The 11,535-nt window shown below is 75.5% G+C and carries 10 protein-coding genes; 4 read left to right on the top strand and 6 right to left on the bottom strand.

Annotated features, from left to right (window positions below; translation table 11 throughout):
- Positions 1 to 2 precede the first annotated feature (2 nt).
- From HCN08_RS19845 to HCN08_RS19830, 4 genes are all read right to left on the bottom strand, one after another.
- The gene (locus tag HCN08_RS19845) at positions 3 to 905 is read right to left on the bottom strand and encodes a hypothetical protein (protein ID WP_167984497.1); all 903 of its coding nucleotides are present in this window, start codon (positions 903 to 905) and stop codon (positions 3 to 5) included.
- Complete coding sequence (locus HCN08_RS19840) at positions 905 to 1,612, bottom strand: SigE family RNA polymerase sigma factor (RefSeq protein ID WP_407648843.1); 708 nt, start codon at positions 1,610 to 1,612, stop codon at positions 905 to 907. The genes HCN08_RS19845 and HCN08_RS19840 overlap by 1 nt, the downstream gene beginning before the upstream one ends.
- Before the next feature lie 204 nt (positions 1,613 to 1,816).
- Positions 1,817 to 2,674 (bottom strand): class I SAM-dependent methyltransferase, encoded by an 858-nt coding sequence (locus tag HCN08_RS19835; protein WP_167984496.1) that lies wholly within the window; start codon positions 2,672 to 2,674, stop codon positions 1,817 to 1,819.
- Positions 2,675 to 2,799: 125 nt separating this feature from the next.
- The gene (locus tag HCN08_RS19830) at positions 2,800 to 3,570 is read right to left on the bottom strand and encodes an IclR family transcriptional regulator (RefSeq protein ID WP_167984495.1); all 771 of its coding nucleotides are present in this window, start codon (positions 3,568 to 3,570) and stop codon (positions 2,800 to 2,802) included.
- A 129-nt stretch (positions 3,571 to 3,699) separates the two neighbouring features.
- Here HCN08_RS19830 and HCN08_RS19825 point away from each other — a divergent pair, with 129 nt between their 5' ends.
- The gene (locus tag HCN08_RS19825; RefSeq protein WP_167984494.1) at positions 3,700 to 5,229 is read left to right on the top strand and encodes an aldehyde dehydrogenase (NADP(+)); all 1,530 of its coding nucleotides are present in this window, start codon (positions 3,700 to 3,702) and stop codon (positions 5,227 to 5,229) included.
- A gap of 25 nt (positions 5,230 to 5,254) precedes the next feature.
- Here the strand turns inward: HCN08_RS19825 and HCN08_RS19820 are convergent, their stop codons facing one another.
- Together HCN08_RS19820 and HCN08_RS19815 are read right to left on the bottom strand one after the other, a co-directional pair.
- Positions 5,255 to 6,016, bottom strand: coding sequence for an MgtC/SapB family protein (locus HCN08_RS19820; RefSeq protein WP_167984493.1), 762 nt, complete (start codon positions 6,014 to 6,016; stop codon positions 5,255 to 5,257).
- A 9-nt stretch (positions 6,017 to 6,025) separates the two neighbouring features.
- A complete protein-coding gene (locus tag HCN08_RS19815; protein WP_167984492.1) occupies positions 6,026 to 7,423 on the bottom strand; it encodes an MFS transporter in 1,398 nt (465 codons plus the stop codon).
- Between the two features lie 221 nt (positions 7,424 to 7,644).
- On the opposite strand from HCN08_RS19815, the gene HCN08_RS19810 reads away from it, so the two are divergent.
- The 3 genes from HCN08_RS19810 (at position 7,645) to HCN08_RS19800 (ending at position 11,468) form a co-directional block, all read left to right on the top strand.
- Positions 7,645 to 8,556: a GlxA family transcriptional regulator gene (locus tag HCN08_RS19810; RefSeq protein WP_240970264.1), complete on the top strand. Its 912-nt coding sequence runs from the start codon at positions 7,645 to 7,647 to the stop codon at positions 8,554 to 8,556.
- 69 nt (positions 8,557 to 8,625) lie between these two features.
- On the top strand, positions 8,626 to 9,711 hold the full coding sequence (locus tag HCN08_RS19805; RefSeq protein ID WP_167984490.1) for an amidohydrolase family protein: 1,086 nt from the start codon (positions 8,626 to 8,628) through the stop codon (positions 9,709 to 9,711).
- A gap of 458 nt (positions 9,712 to 10,169) precedes the next feature.
- On the top strand, positions 10,170 to 11,468 hold the full coding sequence (locus HCN08_RS19800) for an SCO1860 family LAETG-anchored protein (protein ID WP_167984489.1): 1,299 nt from the start codon (positions 10,170 to 10,172) through the stop codon (positions 11,466 to 11,468).
- Positions 11,469 to 11,535: the final 67 nt, after the last annotated feature.

The raw sequence follows: 11,535 nt of genomic DNA, 5'->3' as shown, positions 1-11,535 counted from the left end.
TCTCAGAAGTGGCCGCCGACCGTCGCCGACGAGCCCGACCCGTAGCCCGCGGTCGCGGTGTAGCTGTCGCCGTCGGTGCCGCCCTGCCCCTGGTCGTGCTGGAACTGCCCGGCGAAGGTGTACGTTCCGGGCGCGATCGTCTTGCCCGCCGGGAGCGTCCAGCGGTAGACGATGACGTCGCTCTGCACCGTCACCTGCACATGCGCCGCGTCCCCCACCGACGTCCACGAGCCGGTGTACGTCTCGCCGTTGACGCGGGCGATGCGCAGCTCCACGGTGAGCGAGGTCAGCGTCTGCCGGGTCGTCAGCACGACGTTGCTCTGCGTCCAGTAGTTGTCGCTGTCGGCGCCGATCACGCCGTTGGACTGCAGCGGGCCGCTGCTCTGCGGCGCCTGCCCGCCCCCGCCGGGCGTACCCGTGGGCTGCTGCGTGGAGCTGCCGGGCCCGCTCGGCGGCGGGGCCTGCAACGGCGGCGGCACCGTCGCCGTACGGCCCGAAGACGGGTGCGCGGAAGGGGACTTGCGGTGCGCGGGAGCGCTCCCGGACTGCCGCTCGGCCGGCTCGTGGTGGTCGGCGCTGGGGGAACCGCCGGACGCCGGCGGGGAGGACTGCGCGGAATCGGTGCCGTCCGACGTCACGACCGCCTTGACCGGCTGCCCGTCGCCGGTGACCGCGCCCACCGCGAGGCCGCCGATGCCGATCGCGCCGGCCACTGCCGCGGTCACCGCGGTCACCCGCATCCAGGGCGCCGCCGCCGGCCGGTCGTGGCCGCGCGCACCCGGCTCGCCCGCGCCCGTCCCGGCGCCGTCCGCGGCCATCGCGTGCTCGACCCGCGCGAGCATGCGTTCCCTGTCGGGCCGGTGGGCCTCGGCGGCGTTGCGCAGCCGCTCCGGCAGATCCGTCATCACATTCCCCGTCCCGTACGAGTACGAGCACGAGTCGCAGGACCCGCCGCACCCAGCAGTCGGTGTGCACCCGGGGCGATCCCGCCCGAAGTGCCCCCCGCCGCGCCGAGCGTGCCCTCCGGCTGTTCGGTGCGCGGCAGTCGTCCGGAGCCGGCCGGACCGTGCGCGGTCGGCGACTGCGGCCCCTGCACCGTACCGGCTTCGGCTGTCCACGGCTGCAGCAGCCTTTCCAACTCGGCCATGCCGCGCGAGGTCTGGCTCTTGACGGTGCCCACCGAGACACCCAGCGCCGCGGCCGTGTCACGCTCCGACAGGTCGAAGGCGTGCCGCAGCACCACGCACGCCCGCTTGCGGAACGGCAGCCGCTGCAACGCCTCCCGCAGGTCCAGCACGGCCGGCAGGTCGGGCCCGTCGGTGCGCTCGGGGCGCTGCGACCAGAACTGCGCGACCCGGCGCCGCTCGCGGACCGCGCTGCGGATGCGCGAGCGGGCCAGATTGGCCACGACGCCGCGGGCGTACGCCACCGGGTGCTCGGACTCCCGGACCCGGTCCCAGCGCCGCCACAGGGCCACCAGCGCGTCCGCCGCGAGGTCGTCCGCGGCGTCCGCCTCACCGGTCAACAGATGGGCCAGGCGGGCGAGTTCGGCGTAGTGCCGCTCGAAGAAAGCGTGGAACGCGGCGGCATCGTCGTCGACGGCTGTGCCCACGGTCACCTCTTCCTGCCCGGACCTCCCCGCCACGGCGCGGCGAGAGCGTAGCAGCGGGAAGAGGCTCTGGGCAGTGGTCGGGAATCACCGATTCCCGGGGGTAACCGCTGGTGGACGCGGTGTGACGGCGGCATGCCCGCGGCCTGTGCCACGGGCATGCCGGGGCCGTCCGGCGGGTGTTGCCGTGACGCGGCCCGGCGCGGCTCAGCCGCCGGTGCGCTCGCAGCGCTGGACGCGCGTCACCAGGTGCAGCTCGAACTCGCCCTGCGCGGTCTCCGGGCGGGACCTGAGGTAGGCCAGGATGCGCTCCAGTGCCGCCGCCCGCTCGTCCGGCGCCATGACCAGCAGGTGCGAGTGCGTCGCGGCGGTCGCCGTCAGCGTCTCGGCGGTGCGCCGCATGACGTGCGGGAAGTCCTCGCTCACCGCCGGGGAGAAGGCCGGGTGCGGCTCGATCGCGCGGCCCGGGCTGTTCTTCCAGCCCAGGAACGACACCTGGCTCGGCGAGATGTCGCCGAGGCCGGCGATCCAGCCCACCCGGTCGTCGTCGGCGTTGGACAGCGTCGCCAGCACCCCGCCGGGCCGCAGCACCCGGGCGATCTCCGGCAGCGCCCGCTGCTGGTCGAACCAGTGGATGGCCTGCCCGACGACCACCCCGTCCACGGACGCGTCCGGCAGCGGGATCTCCTCGGCGGTGCCGGCCAGCGCCGTGGCCTGCGGCAGCCCTTCGCGCAGCCGCTCCAGCATCCCCGGGTCCGGCTCCACCGACGTCACCCGGTGCCCGAGCGCCAGCGCCGCCCGGCTCAGCTTGCCCGTCCCCGCCGCCAGGTCCAGGACGTCCAGCGCCCCGCCGCCGCGCAGCGCCGCCACCGGGGCCAGCGCCCACGCCACCGCCTCCGGCGGATAGCCCGGGCGGTGCTCGTCGTACTCCGCGGCGACGGCCCCGAAGGACGAGGCGCGCCTGGCGAACAGCTCCAGATCCGGCTTCTTGTCCGGCCCGGCCACCGACCCGTCGCCCGGGTCGCTCTGCGCGCCGCTTTCCGACCTGCTCACGTCATCGCTCATACTCGCGACCCTACGGCCCGCCCCGGCCTGCCCGGCGGGCGGCGGGTGACCGACACCCGTACGAGCGGCGGCGGGCCCGTGCCCGGGGTCCGGCGGCGGCGTGCCGGAGCCGGCGGGCCCGTGCCTCAGAGCCGGCGGGTGGCCAGCAGCAGGCGGTCGCGGGCGTCGAAGAGCGCGTCCTTGATCATCTGCTCATGCGCCTCGGTCAGCCGGGCGACCGGCACCGAGCAGCTCACCGCGTCCCGCGCCGGCGTGCGGTAGGGGACGGCGATGCCGAAGCAGCGCAGGCCCAGGGTGTTCTCCTCGCGGTCCACGGCGAAGCCCTGCTCGCGGATGAGGGCCAGCTCCTCGATGAGCTTCTCGCGGTCGGTGTGGGTGTGCTCGGTGAGCGGTTCCAGCTTCTCCGGCAGCAGCCCGCGGACCTGCTCGTCGGTGTACGTCGCCAGCAGCGCCTTGCCGAGCGAGGTGGAGTGGGCGGGCAGCCGGCGGCCGACGCGGGTGAAGGGGCGCAGGTAGTGCTGGGACTGCCGGGTGGCGAGGTAGACGACGCTGGTGCCGTCCAGGCGGGCCAGGTGGATGGTCTCGCTGGTGTCGTCCGAGAGCCGGTCGAGGGTGGGCCGGGCGGCGGCCACGACCTCGTCGCCGTCGATGTAGGACGTGCCGACCAGCAGCGCCCGCACGCCGATGCCGTAGCGGGTGCCGGTCGCGTCGGTCTCGATCCAGCCGAGGTCCACCAGGGTGCGCAGCAGCATGTAGAGGCTGGACTTGGGGTAGCCGACGGACTCCTGGACCGAGGCGAGGCTGTGCATGCCGGGCCGGCCCGCGAAGAACTCCAGCAGCTCCACCGTGCGGACGGCGGACTTGACCTGGGAACCGGCTCCCTCGGCTGCGGCCATTGCGCTCGACCCCTCTTGTTCGCCCGGGAGCCGCGGACGTAGGCTCCTCGTACAGGTTCACATCTAAAGACGCCGTTCAGTATATAGAACAACGGCGCCGGGTAGTGCGGAAATGTGGAGGTTATTGCGGTGGCAGTACCAGTCTGGAGCGTGGACCCCCGTACCGGGAAGCAGCGCGAGCAGGTCGCCGTCGAGGCCACGGCGTACGACGTCGACCACGCCGTACGCGCCGCCGCCGCCGCGATCCCCGCCCTCGCCGACCGCAGCGTACGCTCCCGGCTGCTGCGGGCCGCCGCCGGGGCGCTGGAGGGCGCCGCCGAGCAGGTGATCGCCGCGGCCGACGCCGAGACCGCCCTCGGGGTGCCCCGGCTCACCGGCGAACTGGCCCGTACCGCCTTCCAGTTGCGGGCCTTCGCCGATGTCGTGGACGAGGGCGGGTATCTCGACGTGATCATCGACCACCCCGACCCGGACGCCAAGCCGATCCCGCGGCCCGACCTGCGGCGGATGAAGATCCCGCTCGGCGTCGTCGCCGTATACGCCGCGAGCAACTTCCCGCTGGCCTTCTCCGTGCCCGGCGGCGACACCGCGAGCGCGCTCGCCGCGGGCTGCCCCGTCGTCGTCAAGGCGCACCCCGACCACCCGGCGACATCCGCGCTGTGCGCCGAGCTGCTGCGGCAGGCGGCCGGCTCCGTCGGGCTGCCCGCCGACACCGTCGTGCTCGTGCACGGCTTCGACGCCGGCGTGGAGCTGGTCCGGCACCCGCTGGTCGCCGCCGCGGGCTTCACCGGGTCCGTGCCCGGCGGACGGGCGCTCTTCGACGCCGCAGCCGCCCGCCCCCGGCCCATCCCCTTCCACGGCGAGCTGGGCAGCCTCAACCCCGTCGTCGTCACCGAGGAGGCCGCCGCCGAGCGCGCCGAGCAGATCGGCACGGGCCTGGCCGCGTCGTTCACGATGGGCGTCGGGCAGTTCTGCACCAAGCCGGGCCTGGTCCTCGCCCCCGCCGGCGAGGCCGGCGACCGGCTGCTGGCCGCGCTCACCGGCGCCGCAGAGCAGGCCGCGCCCGGCGTGCTGCTGGACTCCCGGATGCGCAGCAACTTCCTGGCCGGCGCCGCCGCCCGCACCGCCCTGCCCGCCGTCGCCGCGCCGGTCACCGCCGCGCAGGAGGGCGAACTGGCCGTACGCCCCGGGTTCGTGACCGTCGCCGCCGCCGAACTCGCCGAGCCCGGCGCGTACGACCTGCTGCTGGAGGAGTGCTTCGGGCCGCTCACCGTGGTCGTACGCTACGGATCCGCCGACGAGCTGGGCGCCGTGCTGGACCGGCTGCCGGGCAACCTCACGGCGACCGCGCACCTCGGCACGGCGGAGGCCGCGCAGCCCGGCGGGGCCGCGGCCGAGCTGCTGGGGCGGCTCACCGCGCTCGCCGGGCGCGTCCTGGTCGACGGCTGGCCCACCGGCGTCGCCGTGACCGCCGCCCAGCACCACGGCGGGCCCTACCCCGCCACGACCTCGACCTCCACCTCGGTGGGCGCCACCGCGATCGAGCGCTGGCTGCGCCCGGTGGCCTACCAGGACACCCCGCCGGCCCTGCTGCCGCCCGAGCTCCAGGACGCCAACCCGCTCGGCATCCCCCGGCGCGTGGACGGCAAGCGCGCCTGAGCCCCGGCCCGCCGCGCCGGGGGTGTCAGTAGTCGTTGCCCTCCGCCGAGGAGGCGATGGTGACGACGCCGGGGACTTCGGCGAGGTCGGTCACCAGGAGCGGGATGTCGCCCGTGCCCTCGATCGACAGCTGGACCTCCGCGGCGCCCGCGCCCGGCCGCTCGTCGCCCGAGTCGGACCAGGGCGCGCGGTCCACCCGGACGTCTATGACCCGGAAGCCGGCCTGCGTGCAGCGTTCGAGGATACGGGCCAGCACGCCGGCCCCGACCCGGTAGGAGATCCGCAGGTCGGTCTGCCCGAGCCCGGCGATCGCCGGCACCCGCGCGGTCAGCAGCGGGAAGATCCGCACCACCAGGAAGTGCCCCGCGGTCGCGGCGAGCGCGAGCAGCACCAGGCCGCCGCCGCACGCCATGCCGATCGCCGCCGTGAGCCAGATCGTCGCCGCGGTCGTCAACCCCCGCACCGCGTCCCGCCGTACGAAGATCAGCCCGCCGCCGATGAAGCCGATCCCGCTCACCACCTGCGCCGCCACCCGCGACGGGTCCAGCACGACCCCGTCGTGCCCCAGCACGGTCCCGAAGCCGTGCTGCGACACCTCCATGAACAGCGCCGCCCCGACCCCGACCAGCGTGTGCGTACGCAGCCCGGCGCTCTTCTGCTGGACCGCCCGCTCCAGCCCGATCAGCGTCGAGAGCACCAGCGCCAGCCCCAGCTCGGCCAGTTGCCGCAACCCCTGGCCGGCCCCCGGGTCCCACAGGACAGAAGCCACCGGTTGGAACGTGTGCATCCGCCCACGTTACTCCCGCGGACTTCGTTCGCCGCGCAGCGCGAAGGCCGCCGCCAGGCCGGTCAGGGTGACCGATGCGGCGGCGATGAGGAGGCTTTCGTGCATGCCGGGGAGGAAGCCGGGGCGGGCGACGAGGGTGCCGAAGAGGGCGACGCTCAGGGCGCCGGAGACCTGGCGGGCGGCGTTGAGGACGCCCGCGGCGAGGCCGGCGCGGGTGGCGGGGACGGCGCTCATCGCCGAGGCGGTCAGCGCCGGGACGGCGAGGGCGCCACCGAGGCCGAGCGGGATCATCGGCAGGGCCACCAGCAGCAGCGGAGTGTGCCGGCCCACCGGGAGCAGCGCCAACAGGCCCGCCGCCATGACCAGTTGGCCGGTGACCATGGGCGCGCGCGGGCCGAAGCGGTTGGTGACCCGGCCCGAGACCACGTTCACCGTGGAGATCAGCACCGTCATCGGCAGGAACATCAGGCCCGCCACCAGTGCCGAACGGCCGCGTACCTCCTGGAAGTACAGGCCCAGCACGAAGAACATCCCGAAGAAGCCGACGCTGAGCGCCGAACCCGCCGCCACCGACACCGAGAAGGTCGCGTTGCGGAACAGGCCCAGCGGGACGACCGGATGGGGGTGGCGGCGCTCGGCCAGGACGAACGCCACCGCCGAGACCACCCCGACTCCCGCCGCCACCACGCCCTTTGTGCCGCCCTCGATCACCGCGAAGGTCACCGCGCCGAGCGCCAGCGCCGCCGTGAGCTGACCGGCCACGTCCAGCGGCGCCGGGCGGCGCTCGCTGCGGGCACTGCGGGCGAGCACCAGCGTCAGGGCGGCGAACGGCAGGTTGACGTAGAAGATCGCCCGCCAGTCCCACACCGTGGTGAGCACCCCGCCGGCCACCGGGCCGAGCGCCATCGCCGTCGAACCGCCCGTCGCCCACAGCGAGATGGCCCGGGTGCGGCGTACCGCGTCCGGGAACGCCTGCCGTACCAGCGCCAGCGACGACGGCAGCATCACCGAGGCCGCCGTCCCCTGCACCACGCGCGCCGCGACCAGCACGCCGAGCCCGGGCGCCGCCCCGCACGCCAGCGACGCCAGCGCGAACACCACGACGCCGCCGCCGAAGGCCCGCGCCGCGCCGATCCGGTCCGACAGCGCGCCGGTGGACAGCATCAGCGCGGCAAAGGCGAGCGTGTAGCCGTCGACGACCCATTGCAGCGCGGACAGCCCGCCGTGCAGGTCGTCGCCGATCGCCGGGAGCGCGACGTTGACGACGGACGCGTCGAGCGTGATGAGGAAGAAGCCGAGCAGCGCCGCCCCGAGCATCCGGCCGGGCGAGGCAGGCGCCGCAGGAGCCGCGGACTTGCGGGCGGGGGAGGGGCGGCGGGCGGTGCGCGGGGTGAGGTCGGGTGACATGCCCACAAGCCTCGCCGGGGACCCCGACGTACAGTAGTGGCCACAATGCCACGCACCCGGAGGTTCTGGCCATGACGACGGCGACGGCCGTGCAGGAGCCCGCGCAGGTACCCGCGGAGGCGCCCGTACCGACGGCCGCGGAGAGCCCCGCGCGGACGGTCACGGGGGCGCGTGAGTTCCGGCCGCGGCGGGTCGCGGTGATCGCCGCGCAGCCCGTGTCGATGTTCAACCTCGCCGTCCCCGACATGCTCTTCGCCCGCGTCGAGGTCGACGGCCGGCCCGGCTACGAGGTGGAGATGTGCACGCCCGACCCCGGCGTCGTCGCCACCAGCGGGCCCGCCCAGGTCGTCATCGGCAGCGGCCTGGCGGCGGTGGACCGCGCCGACACGGTCATCGTCGCCGGCACCGGCTCGCGCGAGGAGCCCGACCCGCGGGTCGTCGAGGCCCTGCGCCGCGCCGCCGCGGCCGGCGCCCGGGTCGCCTCCATCTGCTCGGGCGCCTACCTGCTCGCCGAGGCCGGACTGCTCGACGGGCGGCGCGCGACCACGTACTGGATGCTCACCGAGGAGTTCGAGCAGCGCTACCCGGCCGTGGACGTCCAGCCCGACGTGCTGTTCATCCAGGACGGCCCGATGCTCACCTCCTCCGGCTACGCCGCCGGCATCGACCTGTGCCTGCACATCATCCGCACCGACTACGGCGCCGCCGTCGCCAACAGCGTCGCCCGGCACGCCCTCGTCGCGCCCGTACGGTGCGGCGGGCAGGCGCAGTTCACCGAGACGCCGCTGCCCGCCGAGACCGGCACCTCCTTCGCCGAGACCCGCGCCTGGGCGATGACCCGGCTCGACCAGCCCCTGACCCTCACCGACCTCGCCCGGCACGCTGCCGTCAGCGTCCGCACCCTCAACCGCCGCTTCCGCGCCGAGACCAGCCTCAGCCCCCTGCAATGGCTGCTCCACCAGCGCATCCAGCGGGCCCGCGAGCTGCTGGAGACCACCACGCTGCCGGTCGACCAGGTCGCCCGCGCCTGCGGCCTCGGCACCGCGGACTCCCTGCGCCAGCACCTCACCCGCCGCGTCGGCCTGACCCCCAGCGACTACCGCGCCAACTTCAGCCGCCTGCCGGTGGCGTGAGCAGCGGCATGAGCAGTGGCGTGAACGGTCGCATGACCGCGCGGGCGGCGACCTCGTAGAGTGCCGTCCATGGGCGAGGTGCTGCACATCACGGGCCGGGTCCTCATCGGACCGGAGGACGTACGCGACGAGTTGTGGGTGGTGGGCGGCCGGATCACCTACGACCGGCCGGCCGCGGACACCGACGCGGTGACGGTACGCGGCTGGGCCCTGCCCGGCCTGGTCGACGCCCACTGCCACGTCGGCCTCGACGCGCACGGCGCCGTCCCCGACGAGACCGCCGAGAAGCAGGCCCTCACCGACCGCGACGCCGGCGCGCTGCTGCTGCGCGACGCCGGCTCGCCCAGCGACACCCGCTGGGTCGACGACCGCGCCGACCTGCCCCGGATCATCCGCGCCGGCCGGCACATCGCCCGCACCCGCCGCTACATCCGCAACTACGCGCACGAGATCGAGCCCGCCGACCTCGCCGCGTACGTCCGGCGCGAGGCGCGGCGCGGCGACGGGTGGGTCAAGCTCGTCGGCGACTGGATCGACCGCGGCGCCGGCGACCTGGCGCCCTGCTGGCCCAAGGACGCGCTGACCGAGGCGATCGCCGCCGCGCACGAGGAGGGCGCCCGGGTCACCGCGCACTGCTTCGCCGAGGACTCCCTGGCCGACCTCGTGACCGCCGGCATCGACTGCGTCGAGCACGCCACGGGCCTGACCGCCGAGACGATCCCGCTCTTCGCCGCGCACGGCGTCGCCATCGTGCCGACGCTGGTCAACATCGCGACCTTCCCGCGCCTGGCGGCGGGCGGCGAGGAGCGCTTCCCGGACTGGGCCGCGCACATGCGCCGGCTGCACGAGCGCCGCTACGACGTCGTACGGGACGCGTACGACGCCGGGATCGCCGTCTACGCCGGTACGGACGCGGGCGGCAGCCTGCCGCACGGCCTGGTCGCGGCGGAGGTCGCCGAACTCGCCGCGGCCGGCCTCCCGCCGCTGGCCGCCCTCTCCGCGGCGACCTGGTCGGCCCGCACCTGGCTCGGCCGCCCTGGCCTGGCGGAGGGCGCGCCTGCGGACCTCGTCGTCTACCCGTCCGACCCCCGCGCGGACCTGCGCGTCCTGGAGACCCCGAGCCGCATCGTGCTGCGCGGCAGCGTGGTGGGCTGAACGGGCCGGCTGAGAGGGCCCGCTGACGGGGCGGGTCGCGGCACGTGCGCGGCGCCGAGCCGTCGCCGGTGGGCGGACCGGGCGCCGGGTGCGGGGCGCAGGCACCGGGCCGGCGGCTCATCGCACAGGCCCCCGTACCGTACGCGTCCGCCGCGCGTGCGCGGGCGCGGCGGATGGCGCCCGGGCCAGGCTCGCGGGGGGCCGCGGCCCGGGCGGGGGGCCGCCAGGAGCCACCCTGCCCCGCATGTCAGCGCTGCGACGGCGGACAACCCCGGCAAAAGGCCCGCGCCGCCGGGCGCCCCGCACCCCCGAGTGGAAGAAGTCGCCGGAAACCACCCTTTTGGGTGAACTGGCGGCGCGTAGCCGCGTATTCACTCTCAGTGCGTAAGCATTGCTGGCCTAGCCCCCCGGCAGCTGTCCCCAACTCACCTGCCGCCGGGGGCGATCCGTTGTCTCCGATGTCGTCGTGGGGGTCCCACACCGTGTACCGCACCACCAACTCCTTCCCGCTGCCCGCCCGCCGTTCCGCTGCAGCCGTCGGCGCGGCCGTCGCGTTCGCCGCCTGCGCCGCGACGCTCGCGCCGGCCGCCGCGCACGCCGTCCCGGCCGGCCCGGCGGACGGCGGGGGAACGGCCGGCGCCGTCGTGCTGCGCGCCGGCCTCGACGTGTCGCTGCTCGGCAAGGCCGTCGACGTGCCCGTGAACGTCGCGCTCAACGACGTGCACGCGCCCGCCGACGCCCGGCAGACCGCGCTCACCGTGAAGGTCGGCAGCGGCGTGGAAGGGGGCCGCGGCATCAGCATCCTGCGCGCGGACGTCGCCACGTCGAAGGCCACCGCCGACGCGCACAAGGCCGAGGGCTCCGCGAACGTCGTGCACGCCCAGGTGCATGTGCCCGGCCTGCCGCTGCTGGCCCTGGTCAAGGTCGACGCCGTGACGTCGACCGCGACCTGCGAGGCCGGCCACCGGCCCACCGCCCACTCCGAGTTGGCCGGCGTCACCGTGCTCGGCCGGCGCATCACCCTCGGCGCGGTCGGCACCACGGACCTGACCGTGCCGGGCGTCGGCCGGGTGAGCCTCAACCTGACGCAGACCTCGATCACCTCCACCTCCGCCGCGGCGACCGCGCTGCGCCTGGCGGTGCACCTCAACCCGCTGAGCCTGGGCGTCGCCGACGTCAGCGGCGAGGTGACCCTCGCGCAGGCCACCTGCACCACCCCGCACGGCTCCGGCGCCTCGAACGGCGGTACGTCGTCCGGCGGTTCGACGACCGGATCGACGACGGGCAGCACCACCGGCTCCACCTCCGGCACGACGACCGGCTCCACGTCCGGCTCGGCCAACGGCGGCTCCACGACCGGCGGTTCCACCTCCGGCACCACCAACGGCGGCTCCACGTCGGGTGCCACGACCGGCAGCACCTCCGGTACGTCCGGCTCCTCCGGCGGCACCGGCACCGCGGGCACCACCGGCAGCGGCGGCACGTCCGGCTCCTCCGGCACCACAGGCAGTACGGGCAGCACCGGCACCACGGGCTCGGCCGGCACCACCGGCACCTCCGGCTCCGCAGGCGCCGGCGGCACCGACGCCTCCGTCCAGACCGCCCCCGGCACCGGCAACCTCGCCGAGACCGGCGCCAGTTCCAGCACCCCCTACCTGGCCTTCGGCGCCGCCGGCCTGCTCGCCGCCGGTGCGGCGGCCTATCTGCTGACCGCCCGCCGCCGCCGTACCGCCGACGAGGCCGACGTACAGGACTGACGCGAGCGCGGGACACACCCGTAGCAAGGTCACAACGGGGGAACGAAAGGCCGTAGGGCGGCGCCGG

The sequence above is a fragment of the Actinacidiphila epipremni genome (assembly GCF_012034175.1).
GTDB lineage: Bacteria > Actinomycetota > Actinomycetes > Streptomycetales > Streptomycetaceae > Actinacidiphila > Actinacidiphila epipremni.
This window is presented reverse-complemented; position numbering and strand designations above follow the sequence as displayed.

Bases quoted from the DNA above. Each gene is read 5' to 3' on its own strand.
- HCN08_RS19845 (WP_167984497.1), bottom strand. From the start codon at position 905: ATGACGGATCTGCCGGAGCGGCTGCGCAACGCCGCCGAGGCCCACCGG.
- HCN08_RS19835 (WP_167984496.1), bottom strand. From the start codon at position 2,674: ATGAGCGATGACGTGAGCAGGTCGGAAAGCGGCGCGCAGAGCGACCCG.
- HCN08_RS19830 (WP_167984495.1), bottom strand. From the start codon at position 3,570: ATGGCCGCAGCCGAGGGAGCCGGTTCCCAGGTCAAGTCCGCCGTCCGC.
- HCN08_RS19820 (WP_167984493.1), bottom strand. From the start codon at position 6,016: ATGCACACGTTCCAACCGGTGGCTTCTGTCCTGTGGGACCCGGGGGCC.
- HCN08_RS19815 (WP_167984492.1), bottom strand. From the start codon at position 7,423: ATGTCACCCGACCTCACCCCGCGCACCGCCCGCCGCCCCTCCCCCGCC.
- HCN08_RS19810 (WP_240970264.1), top strand. From the start codon at position 7,645: ATGTTCAACCTCGCCGTCCCCGACATGCTCTTCGCCCGCGTCGAGGTC.
- HCN08_RS19805 (WP_167984490.1), top strand. From the start codon at position 8,626: ATGGGCGAGGTGCTGCACATCACGGGCCGGGTCCTCATCGGACCGGAG.
- HCN08_RS19800 (WP_167984489.1), top strand. From the start codon at position 10,170: ATGTCGTCGTGGGGGTCCCACACCGTGTACCGCACCACCAACTCCTTC.